Raw genomic sequence first — 18,963 nt, forward strand, 5'->3', positions numbered from 1 at the left:
TTCCCCACGATCGCTCTCTGCGAAAGGACCTTGGCAATGACGGATATCTCCCCCCACATCCAGGCATCGCCGCCCGCTCCAGCCGAGCAGTTCCACGAAACGGTCCCGCTCACCGCGGAACACCTGCTCACCAACCGCCGTCCTGAGCCCGCCGGAGGATGGCGCCGCCTCGTCTGGCAACTCTCCGGCAGGCGCTTCATCCCCGCGGAGTCGGCGGCGGAGTTGGAACGACGCACGCTGATGGCGTATGCACAGACCCCCGTCGCGAGCGGGCACCACCGGATCGCGGTCATGAGTCTCAAGGGCGGGGTGGGCAAGACCACGACGACCGTCGCCCTCGGCAACACCCTGGCCTCCCTGCGCGGCGACCGGGTGATCGCGATCGACGCCAACCCCGACCGCGGGACCCTGGGCCTCAAGGTCAAGTCCGAGACGGCCGCGACCATCCGCACCATGCTGGCCGAGGCCCCGCACATCCTGCGCTACGCCGACGCGCGCGCCTTCACCTCGCAGTCCCCCGCCCGGCTTGAGGTCCTCGCCTCCGACACCGATCCGGCCGTGAGCGAGGCCTTCAACGCCGAGGACTACCGCACCGTCGCCGGCCTCATCGAGCGTTACTACTCCATCTGCATCACCGACTGCGGTACCGGCCTGCTGCACGGGGCCATGGGCGCGACGCTGGAGCTGGCCGACCAGATCGTGCTGGTCAGCCTGGTCGCGGTGGACGGGGCGAGCTCCGCCGCCGCGACGCTGGACTGGCTGACCGCCCACGGCCACGCCGACCTGGTCAGGAACGCCATCGTCGTGCTGAACGCCGTGGAGGCCAAGTCCGACGTGGACCTGGAACTGCTGGAGCGCCACTTCACCTCCCGCTGCCGCGCGGTGATCCGCATCCCCTACGACCCGCACCTCAAGGAGGGTGCCGAGGTTGACCTGGTCCGCCTGCGGCCCACGACCCGAGGCGCCTACCTGCGCCTGGCCGCGGCGGCCGGGCAGACGTTCAACCAGCGCACCGATCGGAGCCACTAGTGCGCCCTGTCGCCGACGATCCCGCGCTGAACTGGGATCTGGGCCCGCCGCCGAGCGCCCGGCGCCGGATGGTCATCGTGGTCGTCTCGATCGTGGGGGCGATCCTGCTGGCGGTCGCGGCATGGCAGCTCCTACGCCCCGAGGCCGAGACCGTGAACGCCTCCGCGACCATCGGGAACGCCGGGGAGACCGTCGTGCTCGCCCCACCCTCCGGTTACGAGGGCGCGGCCGGCTACCCCGTCGGATTCCCCCACAACGAGGTGGGCGCGATCTCGGCCGCCGCCGCCGCGCTGGAGGCTGCGTGGACCCTGGACGCCGCACAGGCCGAGCAGGCGGCGCTGCTGTACGCGGCGCCCGAGCAGCACGACGCGGCACGGGCCGGCGCCCGCGAGGCCGTCGCCGGATGGCGCGAGATCCTCGGCCTTCCCAAGGACGGGGCGCTACCCGACGGCGCCGCCATGCGGACACGGACGGTCGGCGTCCAGTGGAAACCTCGCGGCCAGGATCAGATGCAGGTCTCGGTCCTGGTCCAGGTGACCGCCACCAGGGGCGTCGGGGACACCGAACCGACCTTCTCCAACTCGTACGCCATCAGCCTGCTCATGCACTGGCAGCCCGGCATGCGCGGCACGGACCAGGGCGACTGGGTCAACATCCCCGACCCACTGGCGACCTCCGTACCGCCGGTCGCACTGCCGGGCACCCCCGAATTCACCACCGCCGGCTGGAAGCCCATCTCCGGCCCGAAATCCACCCCATAGACCCAGGAAGAGCCATAAATGCCCCCACGTAGCTCGTCCCGGCGAGGCACCTTACTCTCCGGCCTCCTGTTAGCCGCGGTATCCGCGACGACAAGCGCGATCATCGCCCAGCCGTGGGCCGCCGCGGCGGATCCCGGCGTGAGCACCACCTCAGCCCCGATGCAGGAGGCGCTCCCCAGACAGGAGGCCGCCTCAGAGGTCGTGATCCCCTCCGCCCCGAGGGAGAGCTCCCCGCCCACCCAGACCAGGGAACCCCGGGTCACCCAGGAGAAGCCGACGGAAGAGCCCAGACGCTCCACCACCGAACCCCAGGAACCCAGACGCTCCACCGCCGAGCCCCAGGAACCCAGGCGCTCCACCGCCGAGCCCCAGGAACCCAGGCGCTCCACCGTCGAGACCGAGGAGTCCGCGCCGGCGACCCGCAACCGCCCCGGTACGCGGAACGCCGCGCCCGCCCCGCAGGAGGACGTCCCCACCGAGGAGTCCACGATGAGCCGCCAGTCCTCGGCGGCTCGGCAACCCACGCGGACCGGGACCACCGTAACGACGGAGCCGGCGCCCCCCAGGACGCGTCCGACCGAGGAACCACCCGCGAACACCACCAAGCGCACCACCGCGCCGACGACGACCCCGAAGCCCACCAACCCCCCCGGGAGCACCAAGCCGTCGGCCACCGCGCCGAACCCGCCGTCCGCGACGCCGGCCCCCTCCGGCACGGCCGGGACCCCCGCGCCGAAGCCGAGCGGGACGGCCACCAACCCGGCCGCGACCCCGCCGGCCAGCACCCCCAGTCCCACGAAGCCGACGCTCCCGAAGCCGACACTCCCCAAGCCGACGCTCCCGAAGCCGACACTCCCCAAGCCGACGCTCCCGAAGCCGACGCTCCCGAAGCCGACGCTCCCGAAGCCGACGCTCCCGAAGCCGACGTCGAACCCGCCGAAGCCCTCGGCGAGCCAGCCCGCCACCCCCATCCCCACCACCCCCGCCACGCCACCGCGCACCGGCACACCGAGTCAGCCGCCGCACACGCCACAGCCCGCCCCCACGCAGACCGGCCTCTACGAGCCCACCCTGCTGAGCGAGTGGGTCCGCGACAACCAGCCCCAGACGGAGACCTCCCCGCAGACCGCCGTGCCGCCGCCCTCGTTCAAGCGCTCCGCCTCGGAGGCGTGCGACCCCGCCGACATCGCCTCGTGCTGGAGCCTCGCGCCCTGGCGAAGCCGTACCGCGGAGTCCTCTGACGCCCTGCCGGCCTCGGAGCAGGGGTCGTCGGTGTCGAACGCGCCGCGCTGGGTGTTCGCACCGCCCGCCCGGTCCGCCCAGCCGCTGTTCAGCCCGATGAGGGTGGCGGCCCCCAGCCCAACGGCCGTCGGCTGCTGGAGCTTCAGTCCCTCCAAGCTCTGCGCCAGATCCTGGGAGGAGTAACCATGATCACCAGATCCCACGTGCGGGTGGCCGTACTCAGCATGGTGGCCGCGCTGGCAGTGAGCACCCTCAGCGCGGCCCAGGGAGAGGTGGTCTCCGCGGCGCCCTGCGCCTCCGCCACGACCGGCGAGGCCAGCGCCGCGCAAGCCCTCAACTGGGGGACGCCGTCCTGGTGCGCGGAGTTCGACGACTACCTCAACGAGTCCGACTGGGTGTTCTACGACTCGGCCGGGCACGCGGGTAACGGCCGCCGCTCTCCGCAGCAGCTCTACCTCGGCAACGGGGCGCTCTACCTGTACGGCCGTGAGGACGGGACCACGGCCGGGCTGGCCGCCCGTCACGCCCAGGCCTACGGGCGCTGGGAGACCCGCATCCGCCTGTATCCGGGCGCCGGGTCGTACCATCCCGTCGCCCTGCTGTGGCCGAAGGACGGCGGCGGCAACGTACAGAGCTCCACCGGCGAGGAGGTGGACTTCCTGGAGGTCATCGACGATCCGAACAGGCAGCGGCCGAACTTCTTCCTGCACACCCCGCAGGGACAGGAGCAGGCCCACGCCAACATCGACATGACCACCTGGCACACCTACGCCGTGGAGATCACCCCCAACAGCGTCGTCGGCTACATCGACGGGCAGGAGTGGTTCCGCTCCGGCAACGCCACCCGCAGTTCGATGTCGGTCTGCCTGCAGCTGGACTGGTTCCCGGGCCAGGGCAGCTCGGGAGAGGCGTGGATGGAGGTGGACTGGCTCCGCATCTACCCGTCCGGGACGGGTGCCGCGGGCTGACCCCACCTCGGTAGGGCAGGAGGGTGCGGGACATGAGTCCCGCACCCTCCTCATGTTCCCGGACGGACCGCTCCGGGACCGGCTGGTCCGTGGGAAACGGACGGCCGGAAGGCGCTCAGGCGAGCTGGGCGCCCTGCAGCCCGGCGTAGGCACCACGCAACCGCATCAGCTCGTCGTGGGTGCCCATCTCCTGGATCCCGCCTTCGCGCATGACCACGATGCGGTCGGCGCCGCGGATGGTCGACAGCCGGTGAGCGACGACAAGGACCGTGCGCCCGGCGACCAGGCGGGTCAGCGCCTCCTGGACGAGCGCCTCCGAGCGGGTGTCCAGGGCGGAGGTGGCCTCGTCCAGGATCAGCACGCGTGGGTCGCGGATCAGGGCTCGGGCGATGGCCAGACGCTGGCGCTGGCCGCCCGACAGACGGGCGCCCCGCTCTCCGACGACCGTGTCGAGGCCGGCGGGGAGCCGGTCGATGAACTCCAGCGCGTTGGCGTCCTGGAGCGCCCGCCGCACCCTGTCGGAGGGGACGCCGGCCATGCCGTAGGTGACGTTCTCCCTGATGCTGCCCTCGAACAGGATCGACTCCTGCGGTACGACGGACAGGAACCTGCGGTAGGTCCGCAGGTCCAGCGTCTCCATGTCACGCCCGTCCAGCAGGATCCGGCCGGAGGTGGGCCGCACGAAGCCGATGACGAGGTTGAGCACCGTCGACTTGCCCGCCCCCGACGGGCCGACCAGCGCGATCGTCTCTCCGGGGGCCACCGTGAGGTTGAAGCCGGTGACCGCGGCGTCCTCGCCGTAGGAGAACTCGACGTCACGGAACTCGATCTCGCCGCCGACGGAGACGACCTGCTCCTTGCCCGCGTTGTGCTCCAGGTCGGGCGCCTGGAGCACCTCGCCGATGGACCGTACGGATGCCAGTCCCTTGCTGATCACCGGGGTGAGGCTGAGCAGGGAGGTGACGGCGGAGGTGAGGGTGGCGAAGAAGGTGGTGAGCATGACCACGTCGCCCGCGGTGATGGGGATGACCTGGTAGTAGGCGACGAGCGCGGAGCCGGCGAGGAAGACGACACCGAGCGTGTTGAGCAGGATCCAGGCCAGCGCGCCGAAGCTGCCGTTGAGCAGGTCGAGCCGGAGCCCCTTGCGCAGCACCTTGGTCAGCGTGCCGTCGACGCGGTGCAGGGCGTCCTGTTCCAGACCGTGCGCGCGGGTGATCGGGATGAGCGTGGTCATCTCGCTGACCCGGGTGGACAGCTGCTCGACCTCGCGGCGGAAGCTCTCGTTGTCGTCGCGCAGCCGGGTGCGCATCCGCATCACGAGCAGCGCGGCGGCGGGTACGACCACCAGGAAGACCGGCATCGCGGCGGGCACCCGCACGGCGATCACCACCAGGCCCCCGGCCAGCATGGTGAGCGCGGACAGGCCCATGTCCGCCGCCTGCTGGCTGGTCTGCTCCACGCTCTCGACGTCCCGGATGACCTTGGTCTGGAGTACGGCGGCACTGACCCGCGAGTGGTAGCCGATGGAGAGCTGCTGCATGCGGCGGCAGAGCGCGGAACGCAGGTCCGTCCCCATCCGGCGGATGGCTCCGTGCAGGCAGCGGACGTAGAGCAGATGGAAGGGATAGTTGAGGAGCAGCAGGACGAGCAGCACGCCCGCGTTGACCCACAGGTGCGCGATCGGGCCGTGATCGACCACGATGTCGACGACATTGGCCGTGATCAGTGGCAGCAGCCAGGTGGGGCTGTGCTTGAGGAGGAAGGCGAAGACCGCCACGAGCAGCCTGAGGCGGTCCTCCCGGAAGAGATAGGCGAGCGTACGCGTTGGATGCTCACCGCGGTAGCGGTGATCGAGAGCGCCAACCACAAATCCCCCAAATAATGGTAGATCTCCGGTCAATCCTCTCGTACCGAAATTTCGCCCGCGTGACATGCCCGCGCGTACCGCCACCGGACCGCCCCGCCTGTCGCGGGCCGTTCAGCCCCTCGCGGAGGGGAGCCTCATCTCCAGGATCTGGCCGGGCCAGTCGCCGACCCTGAAACTCTCGGTCCTGGTGAAGCCCTGGCTCTCGTAGTACGCCACCAGGCGGCCGTCGTCGCCGCCGTAGCAGTCCACCCGCAGCAGCGCGACCTTTCGCTCGACGGCCTCGGCCCTGGCCCGCTCCAGCAGGGCCGAGCCGACCCCGCGGCCATGGAACCGCTGGTCGATGACCAGCCCCTGGACGTACAGCTCGGGCTCGGAGGCGGGGGTGACGTAAGGCATCGCGGAGCCCACGACCAGGCATCCCGCGGGCCGGCCGTCGAGTTCGGCGACGCGCATTCCGCCGGACGTCGCCCATGAGGTGACACTCTCCACGCGGGCCGCGTCAGTCGAGAACGGTTCGCTGCCCCACTGACCGGTGCGTCCCTGGGCGGTCAGCCAGGCCACCGCGCTGTCGAACATCGCCAGGACAGCCGGTACGTCGCCGAGATGCCCGTCACGGATAATCACCGGCGGATCGTAACAGGACATGCACCCCTATACGGGATATGCCGCGTAAAGGATCTCAACGCACCGGAAGATCAGTACACTCGGCGACGGCCGGAATACGGCTCCTCGGTCACGGGCGCACGCCGTGGCCCTTCCTCCCGGGAGTCACGTGAGCAACGAAGTGATCGGCGCGTTCCCCGAGCCGCCGGCGGTTCCACCTGGCCGGCGCTCGTTCCGCCCTGGCCGCAGGTGGCTGTGGTGGCTGGTGGCCGCCGTCACCGCCGTGCTGCTCGTGGCGGGCGGGACCGTGGCCGGCGCGTACGTCAAGCTGACCGGCAACGTCAAGCACGTCGAGGTCGCCGCGGAGGACCTCGGACGCCGACCGGCCAAGGTGGCGACCAGTGCGATGAACGTCCTGATCGTCGGCTCGGACCAGCGAAACGGCAAGAACGCGAGGTACGGCCGGGTGGCGGGCGAGCGGACCGACACCATCATGCTCGCGCACATCTCGCCGAAGCGGGACAACGCGATGGTCATCAGTTTCCCGCGCGACTCGATGGTCCAGCTCCCCGCCTGCCGGGCCAGGCAGGGACTGCCAGGGCAACAGCCGCACCTGGGAATGATCAACGAGTCGTTCAACTCCGGCGGCATCACCTGTACCTGGAAGACCGTCGAATCGCTCACCGGCATCCACATCGACCACTTCGTGAAGGTCGACTTCACCGGCTTCAAGGACATGGTCGACGCGGTCGGTGGCGTGGAGATCTGTGTACCCGAGGCGATCGACGACAAGAAGGCCCTGCTCCACCTGGCCGCCGGACGCCAGAACCTCGGAGGCGAGCAGGCCCTGGGCTACGTACGGGCCCGCTACAGCCTGGGCGACGGATCGGACATCGGACGCATCCAGCGCCAGCAGATGTTCATCGCCTCCATGGTCAAGAAGGTCATGAGCGGTGAGACGCTCACCGACCCGGCCCGGCTGTTCGGCTTCCTGGACGCGGCGACGAAGTCGGTCACCACCGACCCCGGCCTCACCCCCGGCGTCATGAAGGACCTGGCCACCAGCGCCGAGGGGCTCGCCGCCGGACAGATCCACTTCATCACCACCCCGTGGCGCTACTCGCTGGTCCATCCGGGCCGGGTGGAGTGGGTCGAGCCACAGAGCGGCAAGCTGTTCCGTATCGTCGCGACGGATCGGGCGATCACCGGCTCCGGAGTCAGGGGCGGTCAGTCCAGGGTGCCCCGATCGAAGATCCAGGTAGAGGTGCGCAACGGAACCATGCGGTCCGGGCTGGCCACCGGAGTGGCGGTCCAGCTGGAGGAACGGGGCTACCACGTCGCCAGGATCGGCGACGCTCCGCACAAGCCGTACCCGGCGACCACGATCGCCTACTCGCCGAACGGCACCGCCAAGGCGCCCACCCTCAGCCGCGACCTGAACGTCTCCACCCCCAGGCCCGTCTCCTGGGCGACCACGGGAAGGCTCATCCTGACGATCGGTGACGACTGGAAGGGCCTGAAGCCGCTTCCCCGCAACGACAACGAGAGCCTGAAGGGGTTCGACGCGACCCACGACTCGTGCACCGGCGCCTGACGCGCCGTGAACCCCGCCACCGGTTACCGCGGTCCCGGTGAGGATGGCCCGCATCCGCCATATGTGAGAATCAGGCCATGCACAGGGTCGTCGTGTTCGCCTTGGACGGTGTGATCCCCTTCGAGCTGGGCATCCCACCGCGCATCTTCGGTATCGCCAGGAGCCCCGAGGGCGAGCGGCTCTACGAGGTGCTCACCTGCACCGTCGACGGCGCCCCGGTGCGCACCGACGCCGACTTCTCGATCACGGTGGACCACGGGGCCGAGGTCCTGGCCGACGCGGACACCGTGGTGATCCCCGCCACCCACGCGCTCGGCTCCGCCTCCACCGAGGGACGGCTCACCGGGCCCGTGGCCGACGCGATCGCGCTCGTCCGGCCGGGCACCCGCCTGGTCTCGATCTGCACCGCCGCCTACGTGCTCGCGGCGGCCGGACTGCTCGACGACCGTCCCGCGACCACCCACTGGAGCCACACCGAGCACTTCCAGAAGCTGTTCCCCCGGGTCAGGGTCAACCCGGACGTACTGTTCGTGGACGACGGGGATGTGCTCACCTCCGCCGGAGTGGCCGCGGGGATAGACCTCTGCCTGCACATCGTCCGGCGCGACCACGGCACCGAGGTGGCCAACCGGGTGGCCAGGCGATGCGTCGTGCCGCCGTGGCGCGACGGCGGCCAGGCCCAGTTCATCGAGCGCCCGCTTCCCGCGCCGACCGCCACGACGACCGCGGCGACCAGGGCCTGGGCGCTGGACCGGCTGCACAAACCGCTCCCTCTCAGCGAGCTTGCCGCCCACGCCCGGATGAGCCGCCGTACCTTCACCCGGCGCTTCCGCGACGAGGTGGGCCTCAGCCCCGGGCAGTGGCTCATCCTGCAGCGGGTGGAGCTGGCCCGCCGGCTCCTGGAGAGCAGCGACCTGCCGGTGGAAGGCATCGCCCTGCGGGCCGGGTTCGGCACCGCGGCCTCGCTCCGCCAGCACCTGCAGGTGGTCGTCGGCGTCTCGCCGTTGGCCTACCGCCGCACGTTCCGGCCCGTGGAGGCCGCACCGGACCCGGAGCCGTCACCGGCTGCGTGACCACTCCTCCTGCAGGCGGTCCGCCGCCTTCTCCGGGGTGAGCCTGCCGCGGGCGACGTCGAGGATCACATCGCCCTCCGCGCGCTCCAGGAACACCTCGTCGGGGACGTTCAGCGAGCCGCCACCCCGGATGAGTTCCTGGAGCGCGGCGTAGCCGTCCTTACCCTCCTGGGTGGCGAAGACCGACGACTCCACCTTGAAGTCCGCAGCCGCGGGGGCCATCGTCAGATCCCCGGCCCAGCTGGAGACGCCGTCGCCCACGGTCAGGAATTCGATCAGCGTGGCCGCCTCGGCCACGTACCTGGAATTCCTGGGGACGGCCAGGCCCACCTCGGCCGTACTGCGGGCGGCCGGCCTGGCGTTCGGCAGGACAGTGGGGAAGGGGCCGGCTCCGATCCTCTTGACGGAGACCCTGCCGGTCTTGCGATAGGACGTGGACAGCATCGAGCTCTGAGCTGAGCCGTCCACCAGGAACAGCGCCTTGCCGGAGCGGAAGAGTTCGGCCGGGCCGTCGCCCCTGAGGGCCAGCATGGACCTCGCCAGCACGCCCCTGTCGAACATCGACTCATAGGCGGTCAGGGCCGAGACCATCTCGGCGCTCTTCCATGACTTCCGGCCGGCCAGCAGGTCGTCGGAGAGGGTCGGGTGGGTCTGGCCCGCGATGGTGAACAGCAGTTCCTCCTGCGGGCGCGGCTCGCCGGAGAAGACGATCGGCTGGAGGTCGGGGATCTCCTTCCTGACCCGCATGACGATGGATTCGAGATCGGCGATCGTCGTGGGGAACGACTCCCCGAGCTCGGACAGGAGAGCCGCGTCGTAGTACATGACCGCACCGGCGGTGGATCCCATCGGGACCGAGTAGAGCCTGCCGTCCTTGGCGGCCTGTTCCGTCTGCTTGACCACGGCCGGGTCGAGTTCCCCGAGCAGGTCGCCGCCGACCTTGTCCTTCCAGTCCGCGACCGGGCGGAGCCGGTCCTTGACCGCGCCGGTCATGGTCGGGATGTGGATGCCGACGACGTCGAGTGCCCTGTCCGCCCGGTCGTCGTCGAGTGCCTTGGACAGCCGCTTGTGGTAGCCGACCTCGTCGAAGGTGCGCAGTTCGACCTTGATGCCGGGATTCGCCTCCTCGAAGGCGGCGAGCGCCGCCTTCAGCCCGGCCTCGGGCGGGGAGAAGGTCCAGTACTTCAGGGTGACGGGCCCCGCGGGCTTCTCGGCCGGTTTCTCCGTGGGTTTGGAAACGGACTGCTCGACCGGTTTCCCGCCTTCGGCCGCCCCGCCGACGCCGCAGGCGGTCAGCCCCAGGGCGAGGGCGGCGGTCAGGGCGAACACGCGACTTGTACCACGCATGCATACCTCCAAAAGGATCACGGTGCGGGTGACGGTGTTCAGCCCGGCGAGCCTGATCACAGTAGATCGTGAAAAAAGATCTTATGTGCTCCTCTGCCGCGACGACGGGCCCTGAAACCCGCTGCGCCCCGCGCCCCTGCCGCGAACCGCGCGGCGAACCCCGGTGACAACCGGACGGGCCGCTCTCAGCCCTCGACGATCTCGTGACGGAGGTGCTCGCGACTGAGGTCGAGGAGCATCCTGACATGGGCGTCGGCGAGACGGTAGTAGATCATCCGACCGGACCGGCGGCCGGCCACGATGCCCGCCGTCCGCAGCAGCCTCAGGGCGTGCGACACGGCGGTGTCGCTGACCTCGACGGTCTCGGCGAGGTCGCAGACGCACAGCTCACCCGCCTCGAGCAGCGCGTACAGCAGCTGCGCGCGGGTCTGGTCGCCCAGCAGCCTGAACAGGTCGGCGAGCCGGGCCGCCTCGCTCGGGGTGACAAGACGATCCCGTGTCGCCGCCACCCTGGCCTCGTCGGGCTCCACGGTCACGCACGTGTCCAGACCGGCGACGACTTCCATGGGCGAACTCCTGAACAGATACTCAAATGATAACGACTATCGTACCAAGTCGCCCGGACGGCGGCGGGGCCGCGAGCCCGGCTGGACGGTCAGCCCTGTTTGGCGCTCAACGGCTGGGCGATGTCCTCCAGCCCCCTGCCTTCGGCCTTGACCCCGAGGAACAGCTCCACCAGCCCTGCGATGATCATGAGAGTCGCGCCGATACAGAAGGCCAGCGCCGTGTCACCGGGTCTGCCGCTCTTGACCAGGTTGGCGAAGACCAGCGGCCCGGACACGCCGCCGGCGAAGGTGCCGATCGCGTAGAAGAACGCGATCGCCATGGCCCGGGTCTCCATCGGGAAGATCTCGCTGACCGTCAGGTAGGCCGCGCTCGCCCCGGCGGAGGCGAAGAAGAGCACGACGCACCAGCAGGCGGTGAGCGTGACCGCGGTCAGCACCCCCTGGTCGAACAGCCAGGCCGTGCCGAGAAGGAGCACCCCGGATCCGATGTAGGTGCCGGAGATCATGGGGATGCGGCCGACCGTGTCGAACAACCGCCCGAGCAGGAGCGGGCCGAGGAAGTTGCCGACCGCGATGACCGCGAAGTAGTAGCCGGTATGGGTGACGATGCCGAAGAAGGTCGACAGGATCTGCGCGTACCCGAAGGTGACGGCGTTGTAGAGGAACGCCTGGCCGATGAAGAGCGCCAGACCGAGGACCGTGCGCTTGGGGTAGCGGGCGACCATGGTGTGCGCGATCCGCCCGAAGCCGATCGACTTGCGCTGGTGGATGGTCATCGACCGCGAGGGCTCGTCGAGCGGGATACCCTCCTCGCGCTCGATCCGCTCCTCCACCTCGTCGACCAGCCTCTCGGCCTCCCGGTCGCGGCCGTGGATGAACAGCCAGCGGGGACTCTCCGGCACGTGTCTGCGGACCAGCAGGATGGCCAGGCCGAGCACCACTCCCAGGCCGAAGGCGACGCGCCAGCCGATGTTCAGCGGGAGGTTGTCGAGCAGCGGCACGGTCAGCAGCGCGCCTCCGGCGGCGCCGAGCCAGTAGCTGCCGTTGATGATGATGTCGATCCTGCCGCGATGGCGGCTCGGGATGAGCTCGTCGATGGCCGAGTTGATGGCCGCGTACTCGCCACCGATGCCGAAACCGGTCAGGAACCGGAACAGGAAGAACCACCAGGCGGAGAAGGAGAACGCCGTCGCGGCGGTGGCGACCAGGTAGACGGCCATCGTGATCATGAACATCTTCTTCCGGCCGAACCTGTCGGTGAGCCAGCCGAAGAACAGCGCCCCGAGACACGCCCCCGCCACGTAGAGGGCCGCGGCCGTGCCCGCGACCTGGGCCTGGGTGATCGCCAGGCCGCTGCCCTCCTTGGCCAGCTGGGCGGAGAGGTTCCCGATGATCGTCACTTCGAGGCCGTCGAGGATCCAGACGGTGCCGAGGCCGACGACGATCATCCAGTGCCATCGCGACCACGGCAGCCGGTCCAACCTCGCGGGGACCTTCGTGGTCACGGTCCCTGTCTGAACGTCGCTCACGACAGGATCGGCTACCCCTGCATGACCGGCTTATGCCGGTGTGAGACGCGCCGTTTCACCGGTCCCCAGCTGCACGATCAGGACAAATCTGCACCTTTTCGATACATTGCGCGAGCATGGGGACATAGGGAGACTAAATCCTGTATAGGGAGATCAATGAAAGCCCGGATCACGGGCGTCGCGACGTATCTGCCGGAACGGACCATGTCCAGCGCGGATGTGGAGCGGCGGATCGAGGGCTACGTGCCCTACGGAGGCGTCGTCGAGAGGCTGACGGGAGTCCGACGGCGCCATGTGGCCCGCGATGACCAGCAGGCCTCGGACCTGGCCGCCGAGGCGGCGCGCGGCCTCGACCACTCAGGCGTCGACCTGCTCGTCTTCGCGTCGGCCTCGCAGGACATGGTCGAGCCCGCCACCGCGCACATCGTGGCGGCCAAGCTGGGGCTCTCCTGCCCGGTGTTCGACATCAAGAACGCCTGCAACAGCATGATCAACGGGATCCAGATCGCCGAGGCACTGATCCTGTCCGGGGCGTACCGCAAGGTACTGGTCTGCTCGGGCGAGATCCCCTCACGGGCGATCCGCTGGCGGGTCAGGGACCGAGCGCAGTTCGTCGACTCCTTCGCGGGCTACACGATGTCGGACACCGGAGCCGCGGTCACGGTCGCCGCCGATATGGAACGCGGCATTTTCTACCGCGACTTCGCGGCCGACTCCACGGCGTGGGCGGTCGGCACCCTGCCGGGAGGCGGTTCGGCGCATCCCCGCGACCCCGAATACTCCTACTTCCGAGGCGACGGGCGCAGGTTGAAGGAGGCGTTCGAGATGATCGGCCCGGACATCTTCCTCAACGCGCTCAAGCGCACCGGCCTGACCTGGGACGACTTCGCCATCGTGGCGGTGCACCAGGTGGCGCTGCCCTACCTGCGCTTCCTGGCCCAGGTGCTCGGCATCCCCGCCGACAGGCTCGTGGTCAGCCTGCCCGAGCACGGCAACTGCGCCTCGACCACGCTGCCGCTCCAGCTCGCACTGGGCGGCTGGCGGCCCGGCGACCGGGTGGCGCTGCTCGGCCTGGGCGGCGGGATCAGCACCGGTGTGATCCTGGCGGAGATGTGATGAACCTCTGGGTGATCATCCCTGCCTACAACGAGGCCCCCGGCATCGAGGCGACGCTGAGCGCGCTGGCCGAGCAGGACGATCGGGACTTCACGCTGCTCGTGGTGGACAACGCGAGCACCGACGGCACCGCCGAGATCGTCCGGCGGCACGGTGTCCAGGTGATCGTCGAGACCCGGAAGGGCACGGGCGCCGCCTCCGACACCGGCATGCGCCACGCCATCGCGCACGGGGCGACCCATCTGGCCAGGACCGACGCCGACTGCCTGCCCCGCCCCGACTGGGTGCGCAACATCCGGCGGGCCTTCGATGACGGTCTGGAGATGGTCGGCGGCCAGCTGCGCCCCCGGACCGACGAATTCCGGCTGAAGTTCTGGGAGCGGCGCCTCATCCCGTTCGTGGTGGAGGTGGCGGCCACCTTCGGGCGCTTTCGGCCCGGCAACAGGGACCCGCGCTACCTGGGGCCGTACGTGATGATGCCCGGCGCCACCCTGGCCATCACCGCGGACCTCTACGACCGCGCGGGCGGCTTCCCCAGGACCGCGATCGAGGAGGTCCACGAGGACCGCGCCCTGGTCAACCGGGTGCGCATGCTCACCGCCGCGTACGGCTCACGCCGCGACGTGGTGGTCTTCGGCTCCGTGCGCAGGCTCAGGGCGTACGGTCTCGTGGGCACCCTCGCCTGGTACGCCGACCACCACTACCGCCCAGAAGTGATCGACGTCCGGTGAACCACGAGACACGGCTCTACCTGGCCGCGCATCCCTTCGCCTACCCGCTCCTGCGGCTGCTGGCCAGACTCGGGCCCGTGGTGCGGGTTCCCGGGCTGGGCGTCGTGGTCAACGACGCCACCGTGGCACGGGCCGTGCTGATGGACGAGCGGTTCCGCAAGGACGGCCCCGGATCACCCGGCGACCTGTGGACGCCCGTGCTCGGCCCCTCCGTACTGCTCAACATGGAGGGAGCGGGCCACCTTGCGCTGCGCAGGAAGCTGATGCCGCTGTTCACCCCCGCGTACGTCTCGGCGCTGGTGGACGATGTGCTCCGCGGGCCGCTCGACGACCTCTCGGCGCGTCTGGGACGCGGCGAGGCGGTCGACCTGGTGGACGCCATGCGGCTGATGGCCGGAGCGGTGATCTGCCGGGTGATCGGGCTGGGCGAGGTCTCCGAGGCTCGGGCCAGGGAGCTGTTCGCGGAAGGGGAACGGGTCGTCTCGATGGTCTCGCTCCGCTCGCGGCGGCTGTCGGATCGGCAGGTGGCGGCCGCCCGGCAGGTGCTGGACCGGATCGGGGACATCGCGCAGGCCGCCTACGAGGCCGCCGACGAGTCCACGGTGATGGGCCGGATGCGGGCACAGGGGCTCTCGCCCACCGAGGCCAGGGGAGCGGCCGGGGCGTTCTTCCTGACCGGTACCGAGACGGTCGCCACGTTCGTCCCCCGGCTCTTCGCCCTCCTGCACGACCACCGGACCCCGGTGGACGACCTGGACCGGGTCATCGAGGAGGCCATGCGGGTCACCACGCCGACCCCGCTGATGCTCCGCTCGGTGTCCGCCGCCGCGCGCGTCGGCAGGGCCGCGGTGCGCCCCGGCGACAGGGTGCTGATCGTCACTCACAACTGCGCCAGGGCGTACGGCCCGTTCGATCCCTCCCGCCCCCACCCGCCCGAGCTGCGCAGGCTCTGGTTCGGCGCGGGCCCGCACTTCTGCATCGGCTACCCGCTGGCCCTGGCGGAGATCCGGGCGGTGGCCTCCGTACTGCTCTCCCACCGGGTGCGCGTCCTGCGACGGCGCGCGGCCAGAGGGGTCCTCATTCCCACCTACGAGCACCTGTGGGTCAGCGCCACGTGAACGACATCATCAACGGGATCATGACCGTCGCCGGGCGGGAGCCGGGACGGACCGCCATCGTCGACGGCCGGGGCCGCGAGATCACCTACGGTGAGCTCGCCCGCCGGGTGTCGGCGGTCCGCGACGCGATGGGCGGACCGCCGGCCGAGGAGGGGATGCGGCCCGGGGACGGGGTGCTGTTCGCGGTGCGGCCCGGGGTGGACGCGGTGGCGCTGGCGCTGGGGGCGGTCGCGGCGGGCGGGACGCTCGTCCTCGCGGATCCCGGGCTGGCGCCCGACGTGCTCGCGGCCCGCATGGCCGCGACCCGGCCCGCGTGGGTGATCAGCGAGTCCCTGCTCTACACACTGAGCGGCCCGCTCAGGAGCCTGGCCCGCCGCCGCGGCCTGCTCCTGCCGAACCTCGCCGATCCGCTTCCCGGCCGGCCCGTCCGCCACCTGTACACCGGCCCTTGGCTGCCGGGGGTTCCCCGGGGGGCGCTGCGGCTGCCCGGGATCCTCCGATCGCCGTCCGGCCCGTCCGGGCGGCGGGCGGACGAGTCCGACCCGGACCAACCGGCGGCGGTGATCTTCACCTCCGGGACCACGGCGCGTCCGCGAGGGGTGGTGCACACCCGAAGGTCGCTCGCGACCGGGTTGGAGATGTTCAGGAGCGTGTTCCCGCTCGGCCCCGGCGACATCGTGCACACCGACCAGCTGATGCTCGGCCTTCCCGCCCTGCTGGCCGGGGCGACCTGGTCACTGCCCGGGGGCGGGGACCTCGCCGCCGAGCTGGCCGCGAGACGGGCCACCCACACCTTCGCCGTGCCGGTGCACCTGGACAGGCTGCTGCGCCGGACCCCCAGGCTTCCCGGAACCCTCCGCTACCTCCTGCTCGGCGCCGCCCCCGCCCCGCCGGGCGTGCTCCGGCGCGCGATCGAGGCCGGCCCCGAGGTGCTGTCCGTCTACGCGATGACCGAGGCGCTCCCCATCGCCATCGCGTCGGCGCGGGAGAAGCTGGCCCAGGCCGAGGGAGACCTGCTCGGGGCACCGCTGCCCGGCGTCGGCGTCCGGATCGCCGAGGACGGCGAACTGTTCGTCTCGGGGCCCCACCTCGCGCGGTGCTACCTCGGCGAGGAGCCGTTGCGCGAGATCGCCACCGGTGACCTGGTCCGGCTCGACGCCGGCCGGCTGGTCCTGCTCGGCCGGAAGAAGGACATGATCCTCCGCGACGGCGTCAACATCTATCCGGGCCTGTACGAGTCCGGCATCGCGGCGCTGCCCGGGGTGGCCGAGGCCGCGATCGTCGGACTCGCCGACCCGGAAACCGGGGACGAGGAGGTCGTGCTGGCCGTCGTGCCCACCGGCGGCTACGACGAGAGCCTGCTGCGCGGGGCACTTCCCGAAATCGTGGACTCGGCGGCCCTGCCCGACCGGATCGAGCCGCTCGACGCCTTCCCCCGCTCGGGGCGGGCCGACAAGCTCGACCGGGCCGCCCTGCGGGATCTGGTCGCCCGCCGTGGCTGAGCGTCGAAACCCCTCGCGTCGGGCCGGCACCGCCTCCAGGCCGGGCGGCGGGGCCTTGCGGGTCGCGGTGACGGGGGCCTCGGGGTTCGTGGGAGGCGCGGTCTGCCGGGCGGCCGTGGCGGAGGGCTGGACGGTGTTCGCCTTCGGCAGGCGGCCCGGAGTGGACGGCGGGCACGTCGGCCAGGCGCCGTACACATCGTGGGACCTCCTCGGCGAGCGGCCGGAGCCGCCGGAGGTGGACGCGGTGATCCACTGTGCCGGGAGCGTCACGGACTGGGGGCCGGCCCGCGGCATCTGGGCGGCCAATGTCGACGGCACCCGCAACGCGGCCGCGGCCTTCCCCGGCGCCAGGTTCGTACACGTCAGCACGGCGAGCGTCTACGACCCGTTCCTGCCGACCGTGATGGCCACCGAGGACGCCGCCCCGGTCGGGCGGTACGTGGGCGCCTACGGTGCCTCGAAGGCCGCCGCGGAGAGGTGCCTGGAGCGGGCGGTCATCCTACGGCCGCACGCGGTCTACGGCAGGGGGGACACCACGCTGCTTCCCCGAGTCCTCGGCGCGGTCAGGGGAGGCCGGCTGCTCGCGGTGGGCGACGGACGCCAGCGGATCAGCCTGACCTCGGTGGACAACCTGGTCCTGGCCTGCCTGCTCGCCGCCGCGGGGCCCGTCGACCACGGCGTCTTCAACGTGACCGACGCCGAGCCCGTCGTGCTCGACGACGCCCTGCGCGCGATCCTCGCGGAGCGCGGCATCGACGCCGAACCGTACTATCTGCCCCTGAAGCTGGTCGACCCCGTCGCGGCCGTCGCCGAGGCCGCCTTCCGGCTGCTCCGGCGCCCGCACCCGCCCCGGCTGACGCGTTACGCCGCGGGCCACCTGGCCGTCGAGCGGACCCTGGACATCACCGCGGCGCGCACCCGCCTCGGCTACCGGCCGTCGGCGACGTCGTTCGCCGGCTCCTCCGACTGGTGAGCGCGGGATTCGAACATGGCGAGGGCCCGGTACCGGATGAGCCCGTTCCTGGCGACGAAGACCGCCCCCGCCATGAGCAGGCCGAGCACGAAGAGCACGCGCAGGCCGTTCCTCAGGAAGGCGGTCAGCGCGTCGAATATCACGAGCACGGCGGCGACCGGCAGGCCTCCTGGGCCGGTGGCCTGCGGCAGGTAGACGTTACGTAGCGCGGACATGGCGATCGCCAGTGTGAACATGCCCCCGGCCACGCCGACACCGGCACCGATCAGTGCGGCGCACCGGTCGCGTGCCAGGAGGATGCCGGAGGCGATCAGAGCCGGTGACATACCCGCCAGGGCCCACCTCAGTGAGATCAGCTCGTCATGGATGTGGTCGATCTTGGACACGCCGGAGGCGGGGAGCACCTGGACGACGAGAGGTGTCCTGGGCAGGAGGGCGGCGGCTTTCAGACCGTCGCTCCGCAGCCGGTGCTTGACCAGTTCGTACATGGGAGCGAGGTCGTAGCCGATGCCGCGTGGTATGTCGGATTCCGCGCTCAGGGCCGCGACGAACCGGCGGTGCGCCAGCCTGTTGGTCTCCACCCAGGCGGTGACGAAGTCATCGTCGACCTGATCACCCACCACGTTGTGGACGAGCCCCTCCTCGGTCGCGACGCCCCTCTCGCGCAGCCTCAGGGTGATCTCGTCGGCGACGCGGCCGGTGACCGCGTCCCGCACGTCCGGGTGGCGGGCCAGCGGTGCCATGTTCCTGAGGTAGCCGCCGGGGTCCGCCACCTCGTTCGCCGCCCAGAAGGCGACGAGGGTAAGGGGCGCAAGAAGGCAGCCGAGCGCGATCAAAATCGAGCTGATCATTTTACGCACGGGACCTCCTAACCGCTTTACCTGGAAATCCCCGCGTTTGCCAGCCAAAATCGATTACGTGTCCTTTTTGACGATAATTTGGAG

17 protein-coding genes are annotated in these 18,963 nt (G+C 70.7%); 11 read left to right on the forward strand and 6 right to left on the reverse strand.

The features are described 5' to 3' along the window. Positions 1 to 36: 36 nt before the first annotated feature. The 4 genes from AB0K21_RS34230 to AB0K21_RS34245 all read left to right on the forward strand — a co-directional run bounded on the left by AB0K21_RS34230 (position 37) and on the right by AB0K21_RS34245 (position 4,000). Complete coding sequence (locus AB0K21_RS34230) at positions 37 to 1,029, forward strand: MinD/ParA family protein (protein ID WP_343971570.1); 993 nt, start codon at positions 37 to 39, stop codon at positions 1,027 to 1,029. Continuing rightward, a complete protein-coding gene (locus AB0K21_RS34235; RefSeq protein WP_343971573.1) occupies positions 1,029 to 1,790 on the forward strand; it encodes a hypothetical protein in 762 nt (253 codons plus the stop codon). Before AB0K21_RS34230 ends, AB0K21_RS34235 begins: the two co-directional genes overlap by 1 nt. Positions 1,791 to 1,928: 138 nt before the next feature. After that, positions 1,929 to 3,215 carry a hypothetical protein gene (locus AB0K21_RS34240; RefSeq protein ID WP_364155813.1) on the forward strand — a complete coding sequence of 429 codons (1,287 nt, stop codon included), beginning with the start codon at positions 1,929 to 1,931 and terminating at the stop codon, positions 3,213 to 3,215. Between the two features lie 2 nt (positions 3,216 to 3,217). Then, positions 3,218 to 4,000, forward strand: a complete 783-nt coding sequence (locus AB0K21_RS34245; RefSeq protein WP_364155815.1) for a glycoside hydrolase family 16 protein — start codon at positions 3,218 to 3,220, stop codon at positions 3,998 to 4,000. Positions 4,001 to 4,115: 115 nt separating this feature from the next. On the opposite strand, the gene AB0K21_RS34250 is transcribed toward AB0K21_RS34245, so the two are convergent. Both AB0K21_RS34250 and AB0K21_RS34255 read right to left on the reverse strand, forming a co-directional pair. Beyond that, positions 4,116 to 5,867, reverse strand: coding sequence for an ABC transporter ATP-binding protein (locus tag AB0K21_RS34250; protein WP_343971582.1), 1,752 nt, complete (start codon positions 5,865 to 5,867; stop codon positions 4,116 to 4,118). 111 nt (positions 5,868 to 5,978) lie between these two features. Continuing rightward, positions 5,979 to 6,491, reverse strand: coding sequence for a GNAT family N-acetyltransferase (locus tag AB0K21_RS34255; RefSeq protein ID WP_343971584.1), 513 nt, complete (start codon positions 6,489 to 6,491; stop codon positions 5,979 to 5,981). 148 nt (positions 6,492 to 6,639) lie between these two features. On the opposite strand from AB0K21_RS34255, the gene AB0K21_RS34260 reads away from it, so the two are divergent. Beyond that, a complete protein-coding gene (locus AB0K21_RS34260; protein ID WP_364155817.1) occupies positions 6,640 to 8,064 on the forward strand; it encodes an LCP family protein in 1,425 nt (474 codons plus the stop codon). 77 nt (positions 8,065 to 8,141) lie between these two features. Next, positions 8,142 to 9,137: a helix-turn-helix domain-containing protein gene (locus tag AB0K21_RS34265; RefSeq protein ID WP_343971590.1), complete on the forward strand. Its 996-nt coding sequence runs from the start codon at positions 8,142 to 8,144 to the stop codon at positions 9,135 to 9,137. On the opposite strand, the gene AB0K21_RS34270 is transcribed toward AB0K21_RS34265, so the two are convergent. The 3 genes from AB0K21_RS34270 to AB0K21_RS34280 form a co-directional block, all read right to left on the reverse strand. Further along, positions 9,123 to 10,484 (reverse strand): extracellular solute-binding protein, encoded by a 1,362-nt coding sequence (locus tag AB0K21_RS34270; RefSeq protein WP_364155820.1) that lies wholly within the window; start codon positions 10,482 to 10,484, stop codon positions 9,123 to 9,125. The two genes, AB0K21_RS34265 and AB0K21_RS34270, sit on opposite strands and share 15 nt — an antisense overlap. A 185-nt stretch (positions 10,485 to 10,669) precedes the next feature. Next, complete coding sequence (locus tag AB0K21_RS34275) at positions 10,670 to 11,050, reverse strand: metalloregulator ArsR/SmtB family transcription factor (protein ID WP_343971596.1); 381 nt, start codon at positions 11,048 to 11,050, stop codon at positions 10,670 to 10,672. 89 nt (positions 11,051 to 11,139) lie between these two features. Beyond that, on the reverse strand, positions 11,140 to 12,555 hold the full coding sequence (locus AB0K21_RS34280) for an MFS transporter (protein WP_343971599.1): 1,416 nt from the start codon (positions 12,553 to 12,555) through the stop codon (positions 11,140 to 11,142). A gap of 180 nt (positions 12,556 to 12,735) precedes the next feature. Between AB0K21_RS34280 and AB0K21_RS34285 the strand changes: the two genes are divergently transcribed. From AB0K21_RS34285 to AB0K21_RS34305, 5 genes are read left to right on the forward strand one after another with little or no spacing between them, the layout of a single operon-like run. Further along, positions 12,736 to 13,695, forward strand: coding sequence for a ketoacyl-ACP synthase III (locus tag AB0K21_RS34285; protein ID WP_343971602.1), 960 nt, complete (start codon positions 12,736 to 12,738; stop codon positions 13,693 to 13,695). Next, on the forward strand, positions 13,695 to 14,426 hold the full coding sequence (locus AB0K21_RS34290; protein WP_343971605.1) for a glycosyltransferase: 732 nt from the start codon (positions 13,695 to 13,697) through the stop codon (positions 14,424 to 14,426). Before AB0K21_RS34285 ends, AB0K21_RS34290 begins: the two co-directional genes overlap by 1 nt. Beyond that, positions 14,423 to 15,544, forward strand: coding sequence for a cytochrome P450 (locus tag AB0K21_RS34295; protein ID WP_343971608.1), 1,122 nt, complete (start codon positions 14,423 to 14,425; stop codon positions 15,542 to 15,544). Before AB0K21_RS34290 ends, AB0K21_RS34295 begins: the two co-directional genes overlap by 4 nt. Further along, positions 15,541 to 17,046, forward strand: coding sequence for a class I adenylate-forming enzyme family protein (locus tag AB0K21_RS34300; RefSeq protein WP_364155823.1), 1,506 nt, complete (start codon positions 15,541 to 15,543; stop codon positions 17,044 to 17,046). The genes AB0K21_RS34295 and AB0K21_RS34300 overlap by 4 nt, the downstream gene beginning before the upstream one ends. Beyond that, complete coding sequence (locus AB0K21_RS34305) at positions 17,039 to 18,019, forward strand: NAD(P)-dependent oxidoreductase (protein ID WP_343971614.1); 981 nt, start codon at positions 17,039 to 17,041, stop codon at positions 18,017 to 18,019. The genes AB0K21_RS34300 and AB0K21_RS34305 overlap by 8 nt, the downstream gene beginning before the upstream one ends. Here the strand turns inward: AB0K21_RS34305 and AB0K21_RS34310 are convergent. Next, on the reverse strand, positions 17,974 to 18,879 hold the full coding sequence (locus tag AB0K21_RS34310; protein WP_343971617.1) for a hypothetical protein: 906 nt from the start codon (positions 18,877 to 18,879) through the stop codon (positions 17,974 to 17,976). The two genes, AB0K21_RS34305 and AB0K21_RS34310, sit on opposite strands and share 46 nt — an antisense overlap. Positions 18,880 to 18,963 lie beyond the last annotated feature (84 nt).

The sequence above is a fragment of the Streptosporangium sp. NPDC049248 genome (assembly GCF_040678965.1).
Lineage (GTDB): Bacteria > Actinomycetota > Actinomycetes > Streptosporangiales > Streptosporangiaceae > Streptosporangium > Streptosporangium fukuiense.